The following is a 23,856-nucleotide window of genomic DNA, read 5'->3' on the forward strand; positions in this document are numbered from 1 at the left end:
TTGCAAGTTACTGGGAATTTTCGATATAGACCCATGCCTCCAGCCCAGATTCCAAAGGGAATTTCACCCGTTTGTAGGCATTGGACTCATACACATCGGCCTTTTCCAGGTCGGTGATGGTGACTTTGTACACGGTCCCCTTCACTTTGTCTTTGGCATCCGCTGTCCGCATGACCAAGGGATACTGTCCGTAAACGGCATTTTCCATTTTTTTGAAGCCCAAAAGGGCATCCGGATGGCCTTCCACGAGATGTCCAAATACATCTTGCTGTACCTGCTTTTCCTGCAGGGTGCCGTACGTGAAAAGGTATTCCAAAGTGCTAGGGGATTTGTTGACTGATGACTTCCAATTCGGTCCTGAAGGCCACAAATTTGTTGGGGAAGTTTTTTTGTGCCTCGGCCCGCAGGCGGCTTGCATCTTCCCTGTAATAGGCATCGAGGGTCTGCCTGTCCTTTGTGGTATATTGGATGGAATAGGTGACCCCGCCCATATCTTCCTCCACCAAGACCTTGACCATTTTGGCGTGGGAGAATTTACCGGTTTCCAACATATCGGGAATGTGTTTGTCCCTCATCCATACCAACCACTTGTCATGGACACTTTCATCAATATTGATGGTTACGTTGTATATGAGCATTTGTCGTTTTGAATTTCGATACAGGTGAAAATTAGTCTATTTTTTTGGGAATCCAATAGTTTCAGGCGTCATGAAATAAATGTCGATAGTGAGCGATTGAAAAATCTTTATGATGAGATTCCCGCCTTCGTGGGAATGACGACGTGATCAATTAATGGCGTCCCCACGGAGCTTTCTAAAATTGGTCCGGGCCTGAGGAAAATAATAGCTGTCCTGATAGTTGTAGATGATCTTTTCGAAATGGGCCTTGGCCTTTTCGGGCTCGTTGAGGATGTTCTGGTAGAGCTCTCCCAAGGCAAAATGGGCATCATCGGCCAGAATACCATCCGCATAGAACTCCACGATTTTTTTATAGTTGAACTCGGCACTCTCATACTCCTTTTGTTCCTCGAAAAGCTGGGCCTGTTTCAGTAGGGCCTCGTCCTCGATCTTTTCCCCTTTGTGGTTCTGCAAAATGTCCTCGAGGGTCTCAATCGCCTCTTTGTTCTTGTTTTGATATGCGAGCAAATCTGCCCGGGCATATTTTTTCAACGCGGTCTGGGTGGAATCTTCCAGTGAATTATCGGATATCAAAAGGCTCAGTTGCATGGCATCGTTGGCAATGAGTTGGGAGGTGGAGCCCCTGAGCACTTTCAATTGGGTGAGGGCCCAATCAAAGTCTCCTTTGTAAAAACTGGTCTGTGCCACCTTGAAGCGGGCATCCTGTCCGAGCACATCGTTCTTGAGGCTTTTTTGTACCTGGGTATAGAGGATGAGGGCCTCATTGAACCGCTGATCATACACCAGAATATCCCCGAGGGCCAGTTTCACGTAGGCCATGGCCACTCTTCCCATGGGCAGTTCAAGGCTTTCCTTGAGCATGCCAATGGCAGGTTCGGGTCTTTCCCGCTTGAAAGTGAGAAAATTGGCGTAGGCTATCTGCAGCTGTAACGTTTGGCTTTGGTTCCCGTATTCTGCCACGAGGTCCTTGAACTGTTTTTCCACATCGTCCAACATTTTTTCCGTGGGGTTTTCCAGCACAATATCGATCAGTTGGAGTTGGGCATTCAGTTTGACCCTTGGTTCGCCGCTGTTGTCCACAATGTACTGGAAAATGGAGGTGGCAGTTTCAAGGTCCTTGTCCTCCAGGGCAATCTCCCCCAGATTTTCCAAACGATCCATGTTGCTTCCTTCGGTACGCTTGTAAATGGCCTTTTCCTGCCCAAAGGCGCTGTTGTATTGTTTTTGCTGCACAAAGAGCCAACTCAGGAGTTCGTTCCAAAGCACATCGGGGTTTTGTTGTGCATTTCTGAGGAGTACCTTTCTGAGCAGGGCGTTGTTTTCGTCCGTGGCGTCTTCGGAAATAAAATCATCGATGTTCCGAAGCACATTGGAGCGGGATGTTTTTCCTTCCCAAATCAGGTTGAGATAGGATTGGTACATTTTTTCAATATCGCCCTGTTCCCCATAAATGCGTGCCAGTTGAAAATCGTAGTTCAAATCTGGCTTGAGTTCCATGGCCCTGGAGTAGGCCCGTATGGCATAGTCGAGCAAGGCATATTTTTGGAAGCGGTATCCCACACTGTATCCATAATTGGCGTTCTCGTCAATTTTTTGGATGGCCTGCTCATAGTACACCGCTGCTTTTTCAGATTGGTCCTGAAGGGTGTAATTGTAACCCAGTTCAATAAAAAAAGTGGGAAAGGCGTAGGGGTCGGCTATCTTCTCCAGCAAAAAGGCCTCGGCCTCATCGTAGCGTTCCAATTGTTGGTAGCAGGCCACCAGTCCCTCGGCATAATCGGTCCGTCTGGGATTGGTCTCCGCCAACTTTTCGTAGAAGACCACCGCTTTTTCATAATCCCCATCATTGAAGTACTGTTTGGCCAAAAAGTCCTCTTGGGCCATGGCCGAGACGTGGAGCACGCAGAATGATATGAGAAACAAAAAGTGCCGCAATCGCTTGTTTTTATTTCAAATATAACGTAGAAATGCCCGGGATTCTGTTAAGCGAATCCAAATAATCGATTGAAAACCCTAGTCGATCATATCGAAACCACAATAAGGGACCAGCACTTCGGGAATCTGGATGCCGTTTTCGGTCTGGTAATTTTCCAAAATGCCCGCCAATACCCTGGGCAATGCCAAAGAGCTGCCGTTCAAGGTGTGGGCCAATTGGCTCTTGCCTGTCTCGTCCTTGTAGCGGAGCTTGAGACGATTGGCCTGGAAAGTCTCGAAATTGGAAACGGAACTGATCTCCAACCAACGGTCCTGCGCTGTGGAAAAGACTTCAAAATCGTAGGTGAGGGCAGAGGTGAACCCCAGATCGCCCCCACAAAGGCGAAGGATGCGGTAGGGCAATTTCAGTTCCCTAAGGATGTTCTTCACATGCTCCACCATTTCGTCCAAGGCCTTGTAGGAATTGCCGGGGTGTTCCAAGCGCACAATTTCCACCTTGTCGAACTGGTGCAAGCGGTTGAGTCCACGCACGTGGGCGCCATAGCTTCCGGCCTCCCTTCTGAAACAAGGGGTGTACCCCGTATATTTGATGGGAAAATCGCTTTCGGCCAACAAATCGTCCCGGTGCAGGTTGGTCACGGGCACCTCGGCGGTCGGGATAAGGTATAGGTCATCGGCCTGCACATGGTACATTTGCCCTTCCTTGTCGGGCAATTGCCCCGTACCATAGCCAGAGGCTTCGTTGACCAAGTGCGGCACTTGCATTTCGGTATATCCCGCTTCGGTGTTCTTGTCCAGGAAATAGGAAATCAGGGCACGTTGCAGACGGGCGCCCTTGCCTTTATAGACAGGAAACCCGGCCCCGGTGATCTTGACCCCCAGTTCAAAATCGATGATGTCATATTTTTTGGCCAATTCCCAATGTGGTAATGCCCCCTCGGATAGTTTGGGGATGTCGCCCTCGCGGTAAACTTCCTCGTTGTCCTCTTCGGAACTCCCGGCAGGCACCAAGGCATGGGGCATGTTGGGAATCAGGTACAATTGCTCCTGCAGGGCGGTCGCAGTGGCATTCAAGTCGTCGCCCAATTGTTTTGACGCTTCCTTTAGACCAGCGGTCTTTTCCTTCAGTTCATTGGCCTCTTGTGCTTTTCCAGATTTGAAGAGCATTCCAATTTCCTTGGAAAGTTTGTTGGACTCGGCCAAAGTGTTGTCCAATTGGGTTTGTATGGCACGTCGTTTTTCATCGAGTTCCAAAACCTTGGACACCATGGGTCCTGCATCGATATTGCGCTTTTTTAAAGCAGTGATGACATTTTCCTTGTTTTCCCTGAGAATCTGTAATTGAAGCATGGCCTTATTTTGAGCCGCAAATTTAATCGAATATTAAGAAGTCCCCAACTTATTATTCCTTGGGTGACGGGAGAATCCATTCGTTGTGGGAGAAATGCTTCCATGGCACACTGGCCAGATCTACTTCGGGGTCGATGAACTCATGGTACGACCCCTGGTTCACCTTTACCTTGTTGTCCACAAAAACTTGGACGTCCTCCCCTTTTTCGGCAAACTCTTTTTTGAGGCGTTGGGCAAACTGCCATGAAAAATCAGGATAGCAGGCCACCCGATTGCGCTGTTTGGCGGTGAGATGATCATTCAGGGAGATATAGGTCACCTTTTCGGTTTCCTTGTTCACGACCCGATAGCGGATGGTCCCGGAGCGGCTGCGCAGCATCATGCGCCAGCTCAATCGATGCCCCTCTTCGGTCCAGAGCACATCATCCACAAAAAAATGGTGCCTCAGGGGCAATGCGATCTGTATCACAAAGTAGATGCCCAAGACGCCCAAAATGCGGCTTTTGTTTTTTGGAAGAACAAGGGTTTCGTCCATTTCAACGGTCTTGGTCTTGAGAAAAATGTTCCGGATGGTCTGTGGTTCAAAAAAGAACAGGGTAAAAGCAAGGGACAGATAGGGGAAGATCCCGATCTGGAACACGATGCTGTTGAAAAGGTGGAAGAATATGGACAGCACAAAGGCAATTTTCCGTGTGGGCTTCCACAATAGCGCGGGAACGATGAGCAGATCAAAGAGAATACCGAAGATGGCCACAATTTTGTGCACCCATTTCTGTTGGAGCAGCTCACCGATGAGGGCGTAATCTTTTTTGGACTGCATCAACACTTCTATCATGCTGAAATCCAGCCAATCGGCATATAGTTTGGCAACGGATGCGTAGGTATAGACGATGAACAATTGCAGAATGATGGTCCACCGTATCCAGTTGGGCATGCTGTGCGACCGTATGTTGGGATGGAGCCTTCCATCCAGCGAAGCATCCTTGTGGGCCGGGAAAAAGGCCATGATGTAGGCCAATAACATCAACAGGTAATAATGGTTGTTGTAGGACGTCTTTTGCATCAGATAGACCCCGGTCCACATCAGGGCAAAGGCAAGTGCCGCGAAACGGTACCGATAGCCTAGGGCGATCATAAGCCCCAAAGTGCCCATGATGGCAAAATAAATGTACATGCCGTTGCCCGGAAGGGGCTGCAGCCACTCAAAACCGATGAAGGAGAAGGTGAATTTGGGTTCCACCAAGGTTCGCCGCACCCAACCGGTAGCTATGGCGCCATAACATTCCGCACTCACCAAAAGCCCGTAGAAAATGCGAAAGACGATGAGTTGGGCGTTGTCTATCTTTTTGAACAGGAAATTGGCTCGCATCTATTTGGAGATTAGTTCCAACGAGTAGTCTTTGTCCTTTTTCAGTTGCGCCTTGAGTTCTTCAATGGAACTGAATTTTTGTTCGTCCCTGATGCGGTGGAGTAGGGCCACCTGTATTTTTTGGTCGTAGAGGTCTCCTTCAAAGTCGAAGAAATTGACTTCTATGCTCTTTTCGGTGCCATCTACCGTGGGGTTGTACCCTATGTTCATCATGCCAAAATGGACTTTTCCTTTGATGGTGCTGCTGACCACGTAGGCCCCTGTCTTTGGAATGAGTTTATAGGTTTCGGCAATGTGCAGGTTTGCCGTGGGAAACCCGAAGCCCCTGCCCATTCCCTTTCCTTTCTTCACGGTTCCTGTGAGCATGTAGGCATAGCTCAGGTAATTATTGGCCGTGGTGATGTCGCCTTCCAAAAGTGCCTTTCTGATCTTTGTGGAACTTACCGAAATGTCATCCACTTCTTGGGCGGGGATTTCTTCTACCTCAAAATCCAGGGCGTTGCCAAAGGCAATGAGGTCTTGGATGTTGGCATTTCTGTTACGCCCGAACCTATGGTCATAACCGATGATGATTTTTTTGGTCTTGAGACCGTCCACCAAAACATCGCGCACAAAATCTGTGGCGGATAGCCTCGAAAATTCCTTTGTAAATGGGTGCACGATCAAATAGTCCAGGCCCAAGGTTTCCAATATCTGGGTCTTTTCCTCCAAGGTGTTCAGGAGTTTGATGTCCACATCTTTTTGCAGGACCATCCGTGGATGGGGGAAAAAAGTGAGGACGGTGGATTTAAGGCCTGTTTTTTTGGCATTGTTTGTGAGGCGTTCCAATATCTTTCGGTGACCTAGGTGCACACCATCAAAGGTGCCGATGGTGGTCACCGTTTGGAATTGAATATGATTGAAATGAGAAATGTTCTGGATTGCTTCCAACTGATCAAGAAATAAAAAAGGCTTACATTTGAATTATTACTATGCCCTGAATCGGTATGAAAGCTAAATTACACCTTGTTTTTTCAATAACCATAATTTTTAGCTGCTTTTACGTTCATGGGCAGCAAGCGTATTGGAAATCCATCCCCAAGCAATCCCACCTGAAGAGCGTGTCCATCAAGGATATGGCAAAGGCCAAAAAGATGTTTACGTTGGACAGGGGCCTTTTTTCCAAGGAGGTGGGGTCGATGTCCTCTTCCAAAGGAAAACAAATGGTCTACCTGCCGGGTGCCGATGGTGAAGTCGTTCCTTTCTATTTGGAGGAAACCCCGGTGTTCCACCCCGACCTTGCAAAAAAATATCCCGAAATCAAGTCCTACACAGGGGTAAGCCCCGATGGAAGACTTAAGATAAAGCTCAGTAGTTCGCCAAAGGGCCTAGAGGGCATGGTAGTGGACCTCGGCACGCACAAAAAAACCTTTATGGAGCCGGTGTCCAATGCAGTGGACACCTATGTTGTTTATGACGAAGGGGCCGGAGCGGCCGAAAAGGACAACTTTATCTGCGAGACCGAAAAATCCGTCTTGGCCACAGCGAAGACTATTGTGCCCTTGGTAGATGACCAAGTGTTACGAAAGTTTAGGATCGCTGTTTCGACTACAGGGGAGTACACCTCTTTTCATGGAGGCACGGTTGCAGGGGCTTTGGCGGCCATCAATGCGACCATTACCAGGGTGAACGAGGTTTTTGAGACCGATCTAGGGGTCACATTGGAACTGGTGGCCAATAACGACCTGATCATTTTTACGGATCCTACTACGGATCCTTATAGTAGCAGTTTCAATTCGCAGGTACAATCTACACTCACCTCGGTCATAGGAGAGGCCAATTATGATGTGGGCCATTTGTTCCACAAGGTACAATTGGCTTCCCAGAACAATGGGAATGCAGGTTTTATAGGCTCTGTTTGTATCGATAACAGGAAGGGAAGTGCTTTTTCATCTTCTTCCATCCCGCAGGGAGATGTCTTTGACCTCGATTTCGTTTCACACGAACTCGGGCATCAGTTTGGAGCGAACCATACTTGGTCCTTTGAATCAGAGGGTACAGGGGTACAAGCTGAACCCGCCAGTGGGAGCACCATCATGGGGTATGCAGGAATTGTGGAAGGCAACAATGTTGCACCCAACGGCGATGATTACTTCCATTACAATAGTATTCTTCAAATATCCACTTATCTGGAAACGGTTTCCTGTGCTGTGGAAACACCATTGACCAATGCGCCACCTGTGCTTGCCCCAGTGGACGATTTCATCATCCCCAGAGGTACAGCTTTTGTGCTGGAAGGAAGTGCGACGGATCCCGATGCAGGGGATATACTCACCTATACTTGGGAACAACTGGACGATGGTGTGGTGACCACGGCAAATTTTGGCGCCACGAACCCCAGTGGAGCCATTTTTAGGTCATTGCCCCCAAGCACGGACCCAACTCGCTATTTTCCCAGACTTGCGGAAGTCGCCCAAGGTAATCTGACCCAGACCAACCCCGTAGAGGGCAGCGCATGGGAAACGGTGTCTGAAATTGAACGGGATTTGCGGTTTGCCTGTACGGTAAGGGACAATGCGGCCGGTGGGGGACAGGTCATTTCTGATGTATTGGAGGTAAAGGTAATCAAGGCCGCAGGCCCCTTCGTGGTTACTTCACAGGCTTCGAACGAAATTTACCAAGCTGGTTCCGTCCAAGAAATCACATGGGATGTCGCGAATACCAATGTCTTGCCCATAGACGCCAAGACCGTTGATATTTTTCTTTCCTTGGATGGAGGACTGAGCTTTCCCATAATCCTGTTGGAAAATACCCTCAACGACGGAAGCGAAGAAGTCCTTTTGCCCGGAAGCGTTACAAGTTCTGCAAGGGTCATGGTAAAGGCAAGCGAAAATATATTTTTTGCCGTGAACGCCTCCAATTTTGCCATTGAGGAAGCACAAGTGGTATTGAACTTCGATGCCCTAGACTTTGAGGTTTGCCAGCCAGATGATATTGTGATCCCATTTGCCTATGAAACCTATTCGGGCTTCGGAGAAACATCCACTTTTTCTGCGGATGTCCCTGTGGGCCTCAACGCTGTTTTTGCTCCAGTGGACGCCAATGCCAATGATACGGCCGTGAATCTCACGCTTTCCAATACGAGCGGAGTTGCTCCCGGGGTATATGATATTACGGTGACCTCCACTTCTGCCTCTGTGACCAAGAGCGTGGTACTGTCCTTAACGGTGCAGGATGGGGTGTTTGCAGATGTTTTGCCCACTTCCCCTACAAACGGGGAGACAGAGATTTCCTTGAACGCCCAACTTCTTTGGGAGGAAAGTCCACTGTATTCAAGCTACGATGTGGAAATTGCGACCGACATTGGTTTTGTGAATGTGGTGGAATCTGTCACAGTACCCTTCAATTTTTACAAGACCACGGACCTCCAACCGGAAACCGAATATTTTTGGAGGGTTCGCCCCAGTAATGGCTGTGGTACGGGAACCTTTGGCACTCCTTTTAGTTTTACCACTTCGCAGGTCAGTTGTAAGAGTTCCGAAGCTAGGAATGTCCCTCAGGATATTTCATCCGTGGGGACACCTTTGGTGACCTCTTCCATACAGTTTTTTGAAGACCTTCCGATTTCGGACATCAATGTGAATCTGGAAATTGACCATTCCTATCTGGAGGATCTCATCGTTACCTTGATTTCGCCAGCGGGCACAAGGGTGGCCCTGATTTCCAATACCTGCGGGGAATTGAACAATATCAATGCGGTCTTTGATGACGACGGGGATCCCATTTCATGCTCCGGTAGCCCTGCAATTTCGGGAACAGTACAGCCTTTGGGCTCGCTGGGTTCGTTGCAGGGAGAGTCCATTTTGGGAGAGTGGACATTGGAGGTGAAGGACACCGCTCCGAGTGATGGAGGTGTGTTGGTGGCATTTTCCCTCGATATTTGTGTGGAGGGCGTTTACAGACCGGACGATGATGAAGATGGGGTTTTTGATGATGGCGATGATCTGTGTTTGGGAACGCCGAAGGGTGTCGAGGTGGACACCAATGGCTGTGCCATCTATCGGTTTGCTTCAGATAATTTTGGTATCGAGGTCCAAAGCGAAAGTTGCAGGAGCAGCAATAATGGCTCCATCACCATTGTTCCTGAGAATACATCCATTGCCTATACCGTTGTTTTGGAGGGTGGAGGGGCTCCGGTGAATGTTGATTTTACCAATTCCCATACTTTTGAAAATCTCAGTGCAGGGGAATATTCCTTCTGCATCACGGGGACCAATGGAATGATCACTTATCAGGAAGTGTGTTTCACTGCGGTGATCACCCAACCCGATGAACTGGACATTTCAGCCGTTTTGAACTCAAATGTCTTGGACCTTACCCTAAGTGGGGCGACCTTGTTCAATGTGGAACTCAATGGCCTGGTCACCCAAACAGAATCATCCAAAACACAACTGACCTTGAAAGATGGGGTCAATACACTGAGGGTGTATTCCAGCCTGCCTTGCCAAGGCGTTTTTGAAAAGACCTTTTTCTATTCGTCAAGACCGATACTTTCCCCTAACCCTGTCGACGCCGTTACAGAAGTCTATTTGGGCGGTTTTGAAGGAGATGTGAGGATAGAGGTTTTCTCAGTCAACGGACGGTTGGTCCTTAGTGATGACCGAAAAACCATAGGGGACAACCTTCAATTGGACCTGTCCATGTTACCAAAGGGGATTTATTATCTCGGTCTGGAAAAAAATGGAGTGCGTGAAGTGTTTAAATTCATAAAAAGATGATTCGGAAGATTTTAGGACTGGCCATATTGGCTTTGTTGGTTTCATGTGGGGGTGATGATGGTCCACCTCCTGCACCGCAGGGGGCAGAATTGGTGTTTCCCGATGAAAACTCCGAGTGCACCACGGGAACCAGTGTGAACGAGACTTTGAGCCAAGTCACTTTTCAATGGAAGGCTTCCAAGAACACGGAAAGTTATACGTTGAGTGTGGTCAATCTTGACACCAATGTGCCACAGACCATTTCAACTTCGACCACTTCGGCCAGCCTTTCCATTGCCAAAGGCACCCCTTTTGCATGGTCAGTCACTTCCCGTAGCTCCCGGTCCGATCAGGTGGCCTCTAGTGAGACCTGGTTGTTCTATAATGCTGGATCGCAGACCACATATCCTCCCTTTCCGGCCCAATTGGTAAACCCACTTTCAGGGTCTACAGTATTGAAAAACATTGCCAACGAAGTGGTCCTGGAATGGGAGGGTGCGGATGTGGACAATGATGTCGCCTCGTTTGATGTGTTCTTCTCGGCTAGCAATCCTCCAGAAAGTTTTGTGGGCACCACCAGTGCTAGAACAATGAAACTGCCAGTGGTCGTGGAATCGGCCACGGTATATTATTGGAAGGTCATCACCACCGATCAGGAAGGGAACACTTCGGATTCTGGGGTGTTTGAGTTTAAGGTGTACTAAGGCCTATTGCCGTTGAACTGGTTCATGGTGTTCTTCACACCGGCAAAAATAAAGGAGCGGATAAGTTCGGTCGCTATTTTTAAACGTTCGGGCATGGCCTTCGTCTCTTCCTCGTTCCACTCGCCCAATACATAATCTACCTGTTTTCCTTTGCCAAAATCGGCCCCCACGCCAAACCTAAAACGGTTGTACTGGACCGTCTGCAATACATTTTGGATATCCTTTAACCCATTATGTCCCCCATCGCTTCCTTTGGTCTTGAGCCGAATGGTGCCAAATGGTAGATTGATGTCGTCGGTGATGATAAGGATATTGTCGAGGGGAATGCTCTCTTTGTCCATCCAATATTTCACTGCTTTGCCGCTAAGGTTCATATAGGTGGAAGGTTTTAAGCAAATGATATTCTTTCCCTTATGCTTAAAGGTGGCCACTGCCCCAAGTTTGGCATCTTCAAAAGTAAAGTCTTCCTGTTCTGCCAAAAAATCCAGGACCTTGAACCCGATGTTGTGGCGTGTTTCGGCATACTTGGGGCCAATGTTCCCAAGGCCTACGACGAGAAATTTTTTCATGGGGTCTTTTTCTTGCAATAGCTGCTTTGGTGTGCCAAAAAGCTTGTTGATGAAACTGAACACTCGGTGAATGGAATTTTCTTAAAAATACAAAAGCATCCCAAATTTTACCGAAATAAAAACAGGGATGCTCTTGAAAAAGGTTATTTGGGCTATTCCATAGCCTCTGCCTCTGTAGTGGCCTCGCCACCTTCAGCAACTTCGGCTCCTTCAGCCCCTTCTTCTTCATCTTCCGCCTCATCGGCAATGGATGTCCTGGAAGCTTTCACCTGTACAATGGCGGTGCTTTCTGGGTGAAGAATGGTGTAATCGTCGCTCAACACGGTTTCCACGGCAATGGTTCCTCCGATCCTCAACTTGGAAATATCCACGGTGATAAAATCGGGAAGAAGTTCAGGTAGGGCCTTGATGGACAGTTTTCGTTTTCTGAAAAGCAAGCGTCCACCGTTACGCACCCCTGGGGAGTTTCCTTCCAAACGAACAGGGATGTCCATGGTAACGGGCTTGTCCTTGAACAATTGGTAGAAATCCACGTGAAGGATTTTGTCGGTCACTGGGTGGAACTGGATGTCCTGCAGAACGGCATCCAATTTTTGGCCATCTTCCAACTCAATCACAGCTGTGTGTGCGTTTGGAGTGTACACCAAATCTCTGAATTCCAGCTCTTCAGCTGAAAAGTGCAATGGTTTTTCCCCTCCGTACAGCACGCAAGGGACCTTACCAGCATTACGTAGGGACTTGGTAGCAACCTTGCCCACGCTTTCTCTTTGGGATCCTTTGATTGTAATTGACTTCATTGTTATATATTAAAATTGATTTACATTAAAAATTTTGATGATATCGAGGTGTTGTGGTGCACCCTGTGCATCACGTCCGCAAAAAGGTCGGCACAGCTCAATACTTTTATTTTGTTTTGTTTGTGATCGATCGGAATGGAATCGGTGATGATGAGTTCCGTCAATTTTGATTTCTCTATTTTTTCGTAGGCGTTTCCGGAGAGCAGACCGTGGGTGGTCACGGCACGTACACTTTCGGCCCCTCTTTCCATCATCAGGTCGGCAGCCTTGGTCAGTGTACCGGCTGTGTCTACCATATCGTCCACCAAAATCACATTCTTGCCCTGCACATCGCCGATCAGTTCCATGTGGGAAATGACATTGGCCTTGGCCCGTTGCTTGTAGCAGATGACTACATCGCACTCCAGGGCCTTGGAATAAGCATAGGCCCTTTTTGAGCCACCCATGTCGGGGGATGCGATACATAGGTTGTCCAAGTTCAATCCCTTCAAATAGGGGAGGAACAGGGTGGATGCGAACAGATGATCTACGGGTTTTTCAAAAAATCCTTGAATCTGGTCTGCGTGCAGGTCCATGGTGATGATGCGGGTTGCACCGGCGGTTTCCAACATTTTGGCCACCAGTTTGGCGGCGATGGGAACGCGTGGCTTGTCCTTTCTATCTTGCCTGGCCCATCCGAAATAGGGCATTACGGCCGTAATGTGCCTAGCTGAGGCCCTTTTGGCAGCGTCCAGCATCAGTAGCATTTCCATCAAGTTTTCCGAGCTAGGGTTTGTGGAACCTATAATGAAAATCCGTGTTCCGCGGATAGACTCTTCGAACGAAGGCTGGAATTCCCCGTCACTATATCTGGAGAATTGGATCTTTCCCAGTTCCGCACCATAGGAAGCGGCTATTTTCTTGCCCAGTTCAATACTTTGGGTACAGGCAAAAATTTTGGGTTCGGGAACTTGATAGGACATTACAAACTCTTGTTAACTAGCTTTTTAAAGTACTTTTTTGCAAAGAGGTGCAAATTTAAAAATTAATTCGGGTTGCTAAAGGATAAATGGAAGTATTTTTTGGTTGTAAATAAAATTATTTTTTTAGCTTTGCAGTCGCATTTGAAAAAATGTCCAGTATGCCTTGGTGGCGGAATTGGTAGACGCGCTGGATTCAAAATCCAGTGTCTTCGGACGTGTGGGTTCGATTCCCACCCAAGGTACTAAAAAACCCTGACGATCAATTGATTGTCAGGGTTTTGTCTTTTTTGAAAGTGATGCAAGAGAGACAGTATTAAGGCGAAAAATGATTGAATTTATAGTCATTTAAGATTTCATAATGTACCTATCACGTTTGAATCAATTGATGGCCAAGTTTGGATGGTGCCAATGATATGCGGTTGGAGGGAACAGTTTAATAACTATCTTTATTCGAACCAATTTTTTGGGACCCTTTTTCAAAGCCCTGCAAATATCTTGTTACCAATAGGGAAAAGGGTTTTTGCGTGTCTATTTGCCAATACTTCACAATACTTCAAGGTGCCGGAACCTGTTCCTATATGAGCTTAGTTGCTTTAACTTAAAAAGGATATCTGTAGCTTGATTTGGGAGCACAATGTCTTGAGGCGGATATGATGTACCATTATCGATAGGCGTTTGAGAAAATTTAAGCTTTTAGAGGTTTATCGATCAAATCTTCGCCATTGGGAAGCCCATTTAAAATGAAAGAATGAAATTATACATCAAATATATGGTCAGTCTTCGCTGCAAAATGTTGGTAAAGGAAGAGCTGACAAAGTTGGGGCTGGACTACACTGCATTGAACCTAGGCATGGTCGAAACGATGGAGGAGATCACCCTTGAAAAACGCATCCAACTCAAAAAGAATCTGCTGAAGTCTGGGTTGGAATTGTTGGATGACAAAAAGAGCATATTGATTGAAAAAATCAAGAATGTAATCATCGAAATGATCCATCATACTGATGAGATCCCAAAAACCAATTACTCTGGGTATTTGAGCGAAAAATTGGGATATGACTACACGTATTTGTCCAACACGTTTTCTGAAGTGAAAGGGATCACCATACAGCACTATATCATTATGCATAAAATTGAAAGGGTAAAAGAACTGCTTTTATATGACGAACTCAATCTTGTCGAAATAGCATACAAGCTCCATTATAGCAGCCCCGCACATCTCTCCAATCAATTTAAAAAAATCACCGGTCTCACTCCGTCCTACTATAAAAAGTTAAAGGTAAAAAGGACGCAAAACTTGGAAAACCTGTGATATATGTAAAGTTTACAATTATTTGTGTAGTGAATCCCACCTAATTCTTGCGCACCTTTGTTCATTGCTGGTAATTAGATGATCGGCTCGACAACAAACCACGCTATGGACATTTTTAAAGAAAATATATCGGTTAAAGGAATCCTCGAAAAACTTCTCAGTCTTTCCCTGCCGAATATCGAGGGCCCAAGATCAAAACATGAAAAAGAAAGTGAATTGCACCAAAGTTCAGTGCCTGGGTTGATTCGAATTAAAAATAATTGAAAGTAATCTTTAATGCAATGTTGGCTCATATGCTTTGAAGCAATTTAATTTGTTGATACGTGCTTTTAATTTTTTAAAAGCCCAAAAAAGAGCAGGAACTAAAAAATACTGCTCTTTTTTCTTGGTGCTACTTTCCCTTGCCAATAGAGCATTTTACGATCATCGTCCCAACCATTCCAATTATCCTAAACCAACACTAAACACTCGGTCGTGAGAAAATGTGCCATCTATTTTATTCTGTTCATAACAATGCTCGTTCTGGCCGGCACATTGCCATGAAGCCATCATAACTTAAAATAAATACAACATGTCAAAAGAAAAAGAAGGAAAGAAAAAGTCAGGAAAAACACCCGCTTCAAAAACCCCTAAGGAAAAAAAGGCAGCCAAGAAGGCCAAGCGGAACATCAAGAATAGACCGGAATAGCGGGGAGGGGACCAATTTATATTTATTCAATTATGGAAAAGGGTGAATTTGAGGAATCCAGGACGTTTAACTTGGCGGATATGCTGGAGTTCGATTCCAATGCCATTGTGGTAAAGAACATCAGTGTCCAGAACAACTGTGTCATACAGGCATTTGCATTTGATTTTGGCAAGGTGTTGTCCCATAACGAATCTCCTTTTATTCGATTCATCCATATCATTGAAGGAAAGGCCGAGGTTGTCATAAACGGCAATTCCAGTTTTATGCAGAGAGGGGATTCCATACTTGTCCCTGCATATACACCCTGCTCCTTTGAGGCAAATCATAAGTTTAAGATGTTATGCACTACCATAAAAAATGAATGACGCATCGATTTGATCTACACAAAAGCATTTCCAGTGAAAAAGAATTACACAACAAAAGGATATAAAAAAGGAGATCTTGTTTACGCAAAGGTAAGGCCCTGTGTCGTCCTTGTTGTGCGATTGTACGTCCGTAAGGTCTATTACTGTGCCATCCAGAACGAACCTGCAGCAAATGAATTGGTTTATTTGGACAGTGAACTTAGGCCATATGCGGGTAATCTATGTACTGTTAAACATTGACAACCAATAGTATGAACGAAAGTGCATAGTTTTATTGAGAAAGCGAGTTTGGGACCTTGTACCATAAAAAAACCATCTTTAAAAAAGATGGTTTTTATTTGTTCTTGGATTATGGAATCTTAGTTGATCAATAATTCAACATTTACGGCGTTCATGCCCTTCTGGCCCCTTTCCATGGTAAATTTTACCTTATCGTTTTCACGGATCTTGTCTATAAGACCGGTTTGGTGTACAAATACATCATCATTGGAATCATTGGGTTGAATAAAACCAAAACCCTTTGCTTCATTAAAAAATTTTACTGTTCCTTCTTGCATTACTTTATATTTAATATTAATATTCTGTTCAATTCTTATTTTTATTTTGTTCTTATACAATCACCTTTCTACCCGGTAAGAACAGGTTGTGCCTTCCCTAACTTTCGTAAGACCCCAACATGGTCGATGATGGCAGCGATAAATGTTCTTTTTGTGTTATAAGGAAACCCATATTCCCTGGCAGTATCCGCTACGATACCAGATATTTTTCTGTAATGTATATGACAGACATTGGGCAATAGATGATGCTCCACTTGGTAGTTCAGCCCACCTATTAGCCAAGAAAACAGTCTGCTCTTTGGGGAAAAATTCGTTGTTGTGGCCAGTTGGTGGTCTGCCCAGTCACTTGAAATCATTCCATCCTCATTAGGAAGCGGAAATTCCGTGTTGGGCATGATGTGCGCCACTTGAAACACGATGCTGATCAACAAGCCTGTAACAAAATGCATACTTAGAAAGGCCAGGATGATGATCCATGGGGCCAGGGACACAACCAACAAGGGTATGACCAAGTCATATGAAAAGTATATCAACTTCCATCCAACAATCTTCATAAGTGCATTTCGGTAACCATTCTTTTTGTCGAAAAATCCCATTTTTCGATACCGGTCAAGTCTGATGAAATCTTTGGTGGTAATCCAAGAGACGGTGGACAGCCCATAAAAAAACCACACATATAAGTATTGGAACCTGTGTAGTCCGTTCTTTTTTGCATGTGGGGAAAACCTAAGGAAAAAAGGGGCGTTGATGTCGTCGTCCGCGCCTTCTATGTTGGTATAGGTATGATGGAGTACATTGTGCTGGATCTTCCAAACGGCGGCATTACCACCTATAAGGTTCATGGTATATCCAAGATATTTGTTCACTTTTTGATTTTTGGAGTAAGATCCATGGATGGCATCGTGCATAATGCCCATTCCAATTCCGGCCATTCCAATTCCACTTATGATATAAAGACCAAAAAGCAACAAGGGAGCGGTAACCATCCCGGTATTTATGAAAATCAAGGGGGTAAAAAAAACAGTGAGCATGATCATGGTCTTCAAAACCATGCTTTTGTTGGCATGCCTACTGATATTGTTCGTTTTAAAATAGGTACTGACCCTGTTTCTCAAGGTTTTTGAAAAATCAGAGTTTGAATTTTTTGAAAATCTTGGCTTGTTAATGTCGTTAATTGCGGTTCGGTCTTGTTCACGCATGTGATGTAAAGGAATAATGGATAAGCGAAATTGGCTTGGGCGTGTTGAAGAATTGTCCGGATGTGGGGACCATTACATAATTGTCCAAATCCACACAGGCTTCACCATCCTTAACGTTTGGCTTAAAATATTTGACTACGTTGTAAATTAAAAAGAAGAGAGCTGAAAATGAATCGAGGACCTGCGTAGACTAAATTGACTTGGGCTTTCTGAATTTTAACCTTACAAACTTACCATTTATCCCGACAGTATTCCCCAATAATGTGTTAATTGTTGAAAATAAGTGTTTTAAGGAACGAAACTGTTTTAAGTGTCGAATTGCTGTAACTAGGGCAATAGGAATCAAAAAAATGATTGTGGACCATGAAAGTAGGGCCATTCCCTATTCTAAAATAAACAGGACAAATAAGTACATTTCCAATTTAAATCCTTTCCTTTACGGTGCATCACGGATCATGGACGATGATTGCTCCAATCCTTAAATAAAAAGATTGCCCTCTCCTTTACCTATTTCCAAATTCGCAAGGGGCCACTTCTTAGTTATTTTTTGCTTGAACCAATAATAGCGTTTTAAAGGCCCAACAGGCCTAAAGTCCAAAGTTGTATATGCCAGGGGGCCACCATATCCCTCAAAATGGCAGTATCTAATAATTGTTAATAATAAGAAGAAAACATGCTGATAGTAAAAATATTGCCCGGCGAGAATATAGAAAGAGCGTTGAAAAGGTATAGGAACAAGGTGAGGAATACCCAACAGCTGAAACGTATCCGGAACAACCAGGAGTTTACCAAAAAATCCGAGGAGAAGAGAGAGAGTCTGAAAAAGGCGATCCATAAGAATGAATATTTAAAAATGAATGAGGAGTGATTTTATGGACAAGGATTTAAACCTTGCCGTCCTAATAGACGGTGACAATATTCCCTCCAAATATGTCAAGGAAATGTTGGAGGAGATTGCCAAATATGGAAACCCGAGCATTAAGAGGATCTATGGGGATTGGACAAAGCCAAGTTTGGTGAAATGGAAGGACGTGCTGCTAAAGAATGCCATTACGCCCGTCCAACAATACGGATATACCACGGGAAAGAACTCTACGGACAGTGCCATGATCATCGATGCAATGGACATACTGTATTCTGGAAAGGTGAATGGTTTTTCACTGGTATCCAGCGACAGTGACTTTACTCGGTTGGCCATACGGCTGAGAGAGGCGGGGATGACCGTTTTTGGCATTGGTGAACGAAAGACCCCGGACCCCTTCATCGTTTCATGTGATAAGTTCATCTATCTCGAAATACTGCACAAGACCCATGCAGGGGAATCCAATGCTCCCGAAAAAAACGAGAAGAACAAGGTTGACAAGATTACTCCAAAGGTTGTGGATCTGATTCTTTCCACCATTGCCGATGTGGAGGATGAAGAGGGTTGGGCCTTCTTGGGCGAGGTGGGGACACTACTGCAAAAGAAACAGCCCAATTTTGATGCAAGGAACTATGGGTTCAAGAAGTTGACACCTTTGGTCAAGTCCATTGCCCAAATTGAAACTGGGTCAAGAAAAAACCCAAAGGGGAATGGGAACCTGATCTATGTAAGGGCAGTACCTAATTAAAAACAAATCCGATGAGACCTTTATCAATATCAAAACAGATCACAAAAAGGGAGGCACCCTCCCTTACGATGTACCTTAATGACATAAGCCGCATTCCGATGATCACCGAGAACGAAGAGGTTGATTTGGCGGTTCGTATCAGGCAAGGAGATACCAAGGCCTTGGAAAGATTGGTATCGGCCAATTTACGATTTGTTGTGTCCGTGGCAAAACAGTACCAGTCTCGTGGGCTCAATTTGCACGATCTTATCAATGAAGGGAATGTGGGGTTGGTAAGGGCCGCCTCAAAATTTGATGAGACACGGGGATTCAAGTTCATTTCCTATGCCGTATGGTGGATTCGCCAAGGGATAATTCAGGCACTTGCCGAAAAGTCAAGAATGGTAAGGCTGCCCTTGAACAAAATAAATGTGATCAATAAGATCAACAAAGCCACTTCCCAATTTGAGCAAAATAATGAAAGAGTACCCACGGCAGAAGAAATTACAGAGCTGATAGATTTTTCCTTATCAGAGATCCAGATATGCTTGAACCTCTCCTCTTGGGCCATTTCAATGGATGAACCATTGAACGCCGGAGATGGTGACCTGAACATGTACGATACAATGTCCTCCCAGGAATTTGGTCGACCAGAAGAAAAATTGATCAAGGATTCATTGCAATTGGAAATCGATGGTATTTTGGAAATTTTGTCTTACCGGGAAGCCTTTGTGATCAAAATGTACTTTGGGATAGGAACAGATGATTCTATGGGAATGGAGGAAATCGCTTTTCATTTGGACCTCACGACAGAAAGGGTCAGGCAAATAAAAACAAGGGCTTTGAACCGATTAAGGAACTCTTCCAAGATTGATTTTTTGAAGGAGTATTTGGAATAGGATATTTTGGTGGTTTTGGGTATATGGGACAAGAATCCTAGCCTTTGGAAATAGGAGCGTATGTTTTATTTGAACTGAAAGGTCACTGATATTCATTTGAATATCAGTGACTTTTTGTTTATGGGATTCATTTATCAAATGTTGATATTTACATAGACCGATAGCCTGTTCTTTGCTTCCACTTTACCATTGTTGAGGTTTTGTGAAATGGGCAACATGGTCGAAACCCCCAGGGCATACGTCCTGTAATTGATTTCAATGCCGCCTTTTCCAAAAAGGGCATTTCCGCCTGTATCGTTCACGGTCAATCCAAATTCTTCGTTTTCCTCAAAATGCTCGCCCCCAAGTCCAAGCTGCGGGGTGAGGGCAAAATCATTTCCGAAGTAATAGGTCTTGTAGGCGTTAAGGGCATAGTTGAATTGGTTACCGAACCTGTATTGCTTGTTGTTTTCTGTTTTGAAAGTATAGTTGGCCATGAGGGAAATCCCCCAATTTCTATAGGTCATACCATAATTGGCCCCGAGAAGAAAGTCCCAACTGCCCGTGCCCAATTGAAAACTTGGGTTTACACTGCCTTCTAGATTTTCCTCGTCAAAGGTGCCCGTTGGTATTTTGACCCCTCCGCCAACTTGCAGCGTGTGTTCAGGTCTTATGGAGATGATGCTGTCCGGGGTCTGTTTCAGAACTTGATAAAACCCGAGGACGGTGGCATCCCCCAAGCCGTTGATGTGCTGTTCGGATTGATTGGAAAATGTTCTGGTGTGGAATTGGTAGGGTAGCACGGCATTCACAATGAATTTTTTCCCCATGGGCAATTGTGTCCACAGCTGGACGGTATTGAAATCTTCATCCATCCAAGGCGAGTTGGCAAAAATGCCATCCCTGGAACGGTATTTTTGGCCGATGTACCGTAGGCCTAGAAAATTGTTGTTAAGTCCGGTGCCAAAGCCCATGCTGCCTCCATTTCCCCCACAACCACAGGTGTCGCAAAAATCGTCATAGCGCATAAGCATTGATAAATGGCTGGAAGGGCAAGGGGGTTTGGGCATTGTGTTTCCCTGTAGTGCGGAAATGCCCAATATCAAAGTGAGTATGGATAAAATATACGTTTTCATCTGTTGTTTTTTATTCATTTCGTGGATCAATATTCTGCAAAGCGTTCGTCTGCAATAAATTCAGTATCGGTAAGGGTCCCCAAAAAAGCGATCAACACCTCCTTTTCGGCATCGTCCAAGGAAATCCCCAATCTCCCCTCTGTTTTCAGCAAAGGGTCCAATGTGGGGGAATCCTGTACGCCATTTTGGTAGAAGTTCAATACGGATTCCAGACTACCAAACCTTCCATCGTGCATATAGGGGGCCGTGAGCGAAACATTTCTTAGGCTGGGCACTTTGAACTTGTAGTTGTCACTGGCGCTTCCGCTTACTTCTGCGCGCCCTAGGTCGTTCAGGTTGGGATTGGGCGGTAGGCCATTGTTCCGGAAACTACCATCGGAAAATAGGTCGGTGGTGTGGCAACTGGCACACTTTTGCTGAAAGATGGACAACCCCCGTAGCTCTTGGTCGGTCAGGGATACCCCGTTCTCGTTCCGTACGTATTTGTCATATTTGGAATTGTAGGAGACCATCATGACCATAAACTGGGCCATGGCCTTTAGGAAGTTCTCATGGTTGACCCCACCTTCCTCAAAAGCGGCATTGAAAGCTTTTTGGTATTCGTTGTCCGCTTGAAGTTTCTCAAGGACGCCGGTCATGGTTTCGCCCATCTCCACTTCGTTGGTGATGGGAATGATGGGAAACAGGTCCAGATGGTTCGTGGCGCCGTCCCAAGCGAATTCCGAAAAAAAGGCCATGTTGGCAATGGAAGGGGTGTTTCGTCTCCCTTCCTTGTCATCGATGCCGTGGCTGAACTGGTGTCCGTGGTGTGTAAAGGAAAATCGCTGTTCATGGCAAAAACCGCAGGAAATGAATCCGTTGGCAGACAGTTTTCCGTCATAGAACAATTTTTTCCCCAATTCAAAACCAAATTGGGTAGGAGGATTTTCGTTCACATTATAGACCATCGGCGGAAAGTTGGAGGGAACAGTTACAGGCAATGCCACATCTATATATGTTCCATTGTCGTTGCTGCAAGCACCCAATGCCAACAATACGGACGCCCATAAAAGATATTTCATGTGTTTGCTGTTTTGTAGTTAAGGGCTGTCCGTTAAGACAGCCCATCACAAATTTTCTTTTAATGGGATTCCCCGCTTCCGTTGTGGACATGGTCCACAGTGAACATTTTTGAAGCATTCGCCGCTATTTGGGGTGATTTTTCCTCACTGATCATGATAACGGCTTGTTCACTCAAGGCGATTTTGTTTTCCCCGTCAAGGATGTTGCCCGCATCCACGACAAGGTGGATGATTGGGTTCGTGTCACCACTCACCAATGCTTCGGAACCTAAGTCCAAAGTGGTTTCTTTATAGTTGTCCAAGCTAGATCCGTGGCTCCCCATGTGGACCACAAAGTCTGTGGCATCGGTTACGGTCGGGGAAGTAAAGGTGCCTTCAAAATTGAGGAATTTGTATCCTGCCTGCCATGACCACATCATGTTGGTGTTCTCCGCCTCGGTCAACAAATTTCCTTGTCCCTCGGCACCTTGAAGGTATTTTTCTTGGTCCACACCTATGCCAAAAGTGAGAGAAGTATATTTTCCCGCGGGAACATTGTTAAGGACCACTTCGGTGTTGCCGGTTTCCTCGTTCACAATAAAGTAGCCCTCATCTTTTGGATAGGTAAAGACAGTACCGTTTTTATCGGTCAGCCTAAAATTGCCCACAATGTAGTTGAGTCGGTTGATGGTGAGCGTCTCATTCTGGGAATTGGTATAACTTGAAGTGCCCAAAAGGAGATCGTCCCCGGCCACGCTATTGTCAAATTCGATGCGTACCGTTCCGTTCCCAGTCAGTTCCGTGGCATTGTCATCGTTGCTGCATGAGGAAACAAAAGCGAAGAACAATAGTATAATGGATAGTTTATAAAATGATTTCATAATTTTCAATAGTTAAGCGTTTGGAGTCCCATGCTTCCAAGGCATAGGTTTCCAGTTAAACAAAATGATGAATGGATTACAGATGATTACATTGAAAATGCGATATCTGTAACTGTTGTGCACAGCGACATTGCTTCATGCATGGGTGCAAGAAGCTTTTATGTCAGTGAAATATTGAAAATCAGCAATTGGGAGGGTGGAAAATGGAACCGATAAACTGTCTGGGTCCATTGGGGATCAGAAGGGGCAATACATTTTTGTCTGTTTCTAGCCCATTAAAATCGAAAAGCAGGATGTCTACAAAACCTATGGGATATTCCTTAAGGTCTATTGCGGGAAGGTTCTGTTTTTTTTCGTTCTGTTCTTCTTGGAGCATTTTGGCCAAATAACACTTTCCGTTACAGTCCATCATGGGCTTGTCCTTGTTGATACAGAGGTATTCGGCGATGTAGTCTTGGTTCACCACATACTCAAATACGGGAAGTACAGGCTTTAGCATGGCCACCATGTATAGCAGTGTAAAAAATATGGGTAGACCGTGACTTTTCAAGCGTCAAAAGGTTTGTCTGGCAAAGATAGAAAAGAAAGAATAACCAACTGTCCGTAGAATGTATTTCAGACGAATGATTCCTTTTTTTTGTCAAGAAGTAAAATCAAGCCACGAGCAACTCCTTTTCCAAGGCCAAAAAATTCACTAGGACACTTTTGGAATCATAGATGGGGACTATTTTGATCTGGCACAGATAGCTTTCCCCATTTTTTCGATAATTCAAAATGGAACCCGCAAAGTGTCGGTCCTGTTCTAGGCCGTTCCGGATTTGCTGTTTGCTTACTTTGGATGTTCGGGGCCCTTGAAGAAAGGAAGGTCTTTTGCCTAAAACATGTTTTTTGGGGTATCCCGTCATTTCTTGGAAACCGTCGCTTACCCAAACGATGTTTTGATAGGGGTCGGTAATGACCAATGCGTCATAGGTTTCGAGTTGTATCAAATCTTCAATAGAGTCCCCGATCTTCCCTTTGAGGATGGATTTGACCTGCCTTACATCGGCATCTTTCCTGAGTTGTTCGAGCAGTTTGCGGTAGTACTCCGAATAGATATCGAAGCACAGCAAGGGAGAGATGAATTTTTTTCCTTCTACGTTCATAAGTGTATG

General features: G+C 45.4%; 23 protein-coding genes and 1 tRNA gene. 8 read left to right on the top strand and 16 right to left on the bottom strand.

What is annotated here, in order from left to right:
- Window positions 1-7: 7 nt before the first annotated feature.
- The 6 genes from D2V93_RS16130 to D2V93_RS16155 form a co-directional block, all read right to left on the bottom strand.
- On the bottom strand, window positions 8-316 hold the full coding sequence (locus tag D2V93_RS16130; RefSeq protein WP_182850008.1) for a gamma-glutamylcyclotransferase family protein: 309 nt from the start codon (window positions 314-316) through the stop codon (window positions 8-10).
- Window positions 317-320: 4 nt separating this feature from the next.
- Window positions 321-638 carry a DUF4286 family protein gene (locus tag D2V93_RS16135; RefSeq protein ID WP_072880953.1) on the bottom strand — a complete coding sequence of 106 codons (318 nt, stop codon included), beginning with the start codon at window positions 636-638 and terminating at the stop codon, window positions 321-323.
- A gap of 147 nt (window positions 639-785) precedes the next feature.
- Window positions 786-2,522, bottom strand: coding sequence for a tetratricopeptide repeat protein (locus tag D2V93_RS16140; protein WP_119620304.1), 1,737 nt, complete (start codon window positions 2,520-2,522; stop codon window positions 786-788).
- A 129-nt stretch (window positions 2,523-2,651) separates the two neighbouring features.
- The gene (serS, locus tag D2V93_RS16145) at window positions 2,652-3,923 is read right to left on the bottom strand and encodes a serine--tRNA ligase (protein ID WP_119620137.1); all 1,272 of its coding nucleotides are present in this window, start codon (window positions 3,921-3,923) and stop codon (window positions 2,652-2,654) included.
- Window positions 3,924-3,975: 52 nt separating this feature from the next.
- On the bottom strand, window positions 3,976-5,292 hold the full coding sequence (locus D2V93_RS16150; RefSeq protein ID WP_119620138.1) for an HTTM domain-containing protein: 1,317 nt from the start codon (window positions 5,290-5,292) through the stop codon (window positions 3,976-3,978).
- Entirely contained in the window at window positions 5,293-6,222 is a 930-nt protein-coding gene (locus D2V93_RS16155) for a bifunctional riboflavin kinase/FAD synthetase (protein ID WP_119620139.1), read from the bottom strand.
- 170 nt (window positions 6,223-6,392) lie between these two features.
- On the opposite strand from D2V93_RS16155, the gene D2V93_RS16160 reads away from it, so the two are divergent.
- On the top strand, window positions 6,393-10,049 hold the full coding sequence (locus D2V93_RS16160; protein WP_245978271.1) for a reprolysin-like metallopeptidase: 3,657 nt from the start codon (window positions 6,393-6,395) through the stop codon (window positions 10,047-10,049).
- The gene (locus D2V93_RS16165; protein ID WP_119620141.1) at window positions 10,046-10,732 is read left to right on the top strand and encodes a hypothetical protein; all 687 of its coding nucleotides are present in this window, start codon (window positions 10,046-10,048) and stop codon (window positions 10,730-10,732) included. The genes D2V93_RS16160 and D2V93_RS16165 overlap by 4 nt, the downstream gene beginning before the upstream one ends.
- Here the strand turns inward: D2V93_RS16165 and pth are convergent.
- From pth to D2V93_RS16180, 3 genes are all read right to left on the bottom strand, one after another.
- A complete protein-coding gene (gene pth / locus D2V93_RS16170) occupies window positions 10,729-11,364 on the bottom strand; it encodes an aminoacyl-tRNA hydrolase (RefSeq protein WP_119620142.1) in 636 nt (211 codons plus the stop codon). The two genes, D2V93_RS16165 and pth, sit on opposite strands and share 4 nt — an antisense overlap.
- Before the next feature lie 89 nt (window positions 11,365-11,453).
- Window positions 11,454-12,098 (bottom strand): 50S ribosomal protein L25/general stress protein Ctc, encoded by a 645-nt coding sequence (locus D2V93_RS16175; protein ID WP_119620143.1) that lies wholly within the window; start codon window positions 12,096-12,098, stop codon window positions 11,454-11,456.
- 20 nt (window positions 12,099-12,118) lie between these two features.
- Window positions 12,119-13,060, bottom strand: a complete 942-nt coding sequence (locus tag D2V93_RS16180; protein ID WP_072880970.1) for a ribose-phosphate pyrophosphokinase — start codon at window positions 13,058-13,060, stop codon at window positions 12,119-12,121.
- Window positions 13,061-13,220: 160 nt separating this feature from the next.
- Here D2V93_RS16180 and D2V93_RS16185 point away from each other — a divergent pair.
- The 3 genes from D2V93_RS16185 (at window position 13,221) to D2V93_RS16200 (ending at window position 15,422) form a co-directional block, all read left to right on the top strand.
- Window positions 13,221-13,302: transfer RNA gene (locus D2V93_RS16185), tRNA-Leu, on the top strand.
- Window positions 13,303-13,808: 506 nt separating this feature from the next.
- On the top strand, window positions 13,809-14,369 hold the full coding sequence (locus D2V93_RS16190; protein WP_119620144.1) for a helix-turn-helix domain-containing protein: 561 nt from the start codon (window positions 13,809-13,811) through the stop codon (window positions 14,367-14,369).
- Between the two features lie 720 nt (window positions 14,370-15,089).
- Entirely contained in the window at window positions 15,090-15,422 is a 333-nt protein-coding gene (locus tag D2V93_RS16200; protein ID WP_119620145.1) for a cupin domain-containing protein, read from the top strand.
- Window positions 15,423-15,781: 359 nt separating this feature from the next.
- On the opposite strand, the gene D2V93_RS16205 is transcribed toward D2V93_RS16200, so the two are convergent.
- The gene (locus tag D2V93_RS16205; RefSeq protein WP_072881076.1) at window positions 15,782-15,979 is read right to left on the bottom strand and encodes a cold-shock protein; all 198 of its coding nucleotides are present in this window, start codon (window positions 15,977-15,979) and stop codon (window positions 15,782-15,784) included.
- A 68-nt stretch (window positions 15,980-16,047) separates the two neighbouring features.
- On the bottom strand, window positions 16,048-17,094 hold the full coding sequence (locus D2V93_RS16210; RefSeq protein ID WP_245978273.1) for a fatty acid desaturase family protein: 1,047 nt from the start codon (window positions 17,092-17,094) through the stop codon (window positions 16,048-16,050).
- Between the two features lie 757 nt (window positions 17,095-17,851).
- Between D2V93_RS16210 and D2V93_RS16215 the strand changes: the two genes are divergently transcribed.
- The 3 genes from D2V93_RS16215 to D2V93_RS16225 are packed head-to-tail and all read left to right on the top strand — an operon-like array spanning window position 17,852 to window position 19,666.
- Window positions 17,852-18,046, top strand: a complete 195-nt coding sequence (locus D2V93_RS16215; RefSeq protein WP_072880981.1) for a small ribosomal subunit protein bS21 — start codon at window positions 17,852-17,854, stop codon at window positions 18,044-18,046.
- Between the two features lie 4 nt (window positions 18,047-18,050).
- Window positions 18,051-18,788 carry an NYN domain-containing protein gene (locus D2V93_RS16220; RefSeq protein ID WP_119620306.1) on the top strand — a complete coding sequence of 246 codons (738 nt, stop codon included), beginning with the start codon at window positions 18,051-18,053 and terminating at the stop codon, window positions 18,786-18,788.
- Window positions 18,789-18,799: 11 nt separating this feature from the next.
- Window positions 18,800-19,666 carry a sigma-70 family RNA polymerase sigma factor gene (locus D2V93_RS16225; protein ID WP_072880983.1) on the top strand — a complete coding sequence of 289 codons (867 nt, stop codon included), beginning with the start codon at window positions 18,800-18,802 and terminating at the stop codon, window positions 19,664-19,666.
- Between the two features lie 134 nt (window positions 19,667-19,800).
- On the opposite strand, the gene D2V93_RS16230 is transcribed toward D2V93_RS16225, so the two are convergent.
- The 5 genes from D2V93_RS16230 to D2V93_RS16250 form a co-directional block, all read right to left on the bottom strand.
- Window positions 19,801-20,781, bottom strand: coding sequence for a transporter family protein (locus D2V93_RS16230; RefSeq protein WP_147377422.1), 981 nt, complete (start codon window positions 20,779-20,781; stop codon window positions 19,801-19,803).
- Between the two features lie 26 nt (window positions 20,782-20,807).
- Window positions 20,808-21,842, bottom strand: a complete 1,035-nt coding sequence (locus D2V93_RS16235) for a cytochrome-c peroxidase (protein ID WP_119620147.1) — start codon at window positions 21,840-21,842, stop codon at window positions 20,808-20,810.
- 59 nt (window positions 21,843-21,901) lie between these two features.
- The gene (locus D2V93_RS16240) at window positions 21,902-22,702 is read right to left on the bottom strand and encodes an MbnP family protein (protein WP_119620148.1); all 801 of its coding nucleotides are present in this window, start codon (window positions 22,700-22,702) and stop codon (window positions 21,902-21,904) included.
- Window positions 22,703-22,883: 181 nt separating this feature from the next.
- Window positions 22,884-23,252, bottom strand: coding sequence for a hypothetical protein (locus D2V93_RS16245; RefSeq protein ID WP_313791651.1), 369 nt, complete (start codon window positions 23,250-23,252; stop codon window positions 22,884-22,886).
- Between the two features lie 103 nt (window positions 23,253-23,355).
- A complete protein-coding gene (locus D2V93_RS16250; RefSeq protein ID WP_119620149.1) occupies window positions 23,356-23,847 on the bottom strand; it encodes a PAS domain-containing protein in 492 nt (163 codons plus the stop codon).
- Window positions 23,848-23,856: the final 9 nt, after the last annotated feature.

It is taken from the genome of Flagellimonas taeanensis (assembly GCF_003584105.1).
GTDB lineage: Bacteria > Bacteroidota > Bacteroidia > Flavobacteriales > Flavobacteriaceae > Flagellimonas > Flagellimonas taeanensis.